We start from the raw sequence: 1,256 nt of genomic DNA, 5'->3' as shown, positions 1-1,256 counted from the left end.
CCACTGTTTCAACCTGCTTGATGCGCGTAGAGCCATCTCCGTCACCGCGCGTCAGCGCTACATTCTGCGCATTCGCACCCTGACCAAAGCAGTGACAGAAGCATACTACGCTTCCCGTGAAGCCCTCGGCTTCCCGATGTGCAACAAAGATAAGTAAGAGGCGGCTATGTCTGAGAAAACTTTTCTGGTGGAAATCAGCACTGAAGAGCTGCCACCAAAAGCACTGCGCAGCCTGGCTGAGTCCTTTGCTGCGAACTTTACTGCGGAGCTGGATAACGCTGGCCTCGCACACGGCACCGTTCAATGGTTTGCTGCTCCGCGTCGTCTGGCGCTGAAAGTAGCTAACCTGGCGGAAGCGCAACCGGATCGTGAAATCGAAAAACGCGGCCCGGCGATTGCCCAGGCGTTCGACGCTGAAGGCAAACCGAGCAAAGCGGCAGAAGGTTGGGCGCGTGGTTGCGGTATTACCGTTGACCAGGCTGAGCGTCTGACTACCGATAAAGGCGAATGGCTGCTGTATCGCGCCCATGTGAAGGGCGAAAGCACCGAAGCACTGCTGCCGAATATGGTTGCGACTTCTCTGGCGAAACTGCCGATCCCGAAACGGATGCGTTGGGGCGCAAGCGACGTGCACTTCGTGCGTCCGGTGCACACCGTGACCCTGCTGCTGGGCGACAAAGTCATTCCGGCAACCATTCTGGGCATTCAGTCCGATCGCGTGATTCGCGGCCACCGCTTTATGGGCGAGCCGGAATTCACCATCGATAACGCCGATCAGTATCCGGAAATTCTGCGTGAGCGTGGGAAAGTCATCGCCGATTACGAAGAACGTAAGGCGAAGATTAAAGCCGATGCCGAAGAAGCAGCGCGTAAGATTGGCGGTAACGCTGACTTAAGCGAAAGCCTGCTGGAAGAAGTGGCTTCGCTGGTGGAGTGGCCGGTCGTTCTGACCGCAAAATTCGAAGAGAAATTCCTCGCGGTGCCGGCTGAAGCGCTGGTTTACACCATGAAAGGTGACCAGAAATACTTCCCGGTGTATGCGAACGACGGCAAACTGCTGCCGAACTTTATCTTCGTTGCCAACATCGAATCGAAAGATCCGCAGCAGATTATCTCCGGTAACGAGAAAGTCGTTCGTCCGCGTCTGGCGGATGCCGAGTTCTTCTTCAACACCGACCGTAAAAAACGTCTTGAAGATAACCTGCCGCGCCTGCAAACCGTGTTGTTCCAGCAACAGTTGGGGACGCTGCGCGACA

General features: G+C 56.0%; 2 protein-coding genes. Both read left to right on the top strand.

The annotated features are described in order from the left end of the window. Positions 1 to 157: glycine--tRNA ligase subunit alpha (locus R7Z41_RS23940; RefSeq protein WP_318141633.1), on the top strand; the 157-nt coding region annotated here is incomplete at its 5' end. A gap of 9 nt (positions 158 to 166) precedes the next feature. Further along, on the top strand, positions 167 to 1,256 hold a 1,090-nt coding region (gene glyS, locus R7Z41_RS23935; protein ID WP_318141632.1), incomplete at its 3' end, for a glycine--tRNA ligase subunit beta.

Source organism: Vibrio sp. 1457 (assembly GCF_033340195.1).
In the GTDB taxonomy this organism is placed as follows: Bacteria; Pseudomonadota; Gammaproteobacteria; order Enterobacterales; family Vibrionaceae; genus Vibrio; species Vibrio alginolyticus.
The sequence above is the reverse complement of the archived record's forward strand: the minus strand, read 5'-3'. Positions and strand labels throughout refer to the sequence as shown.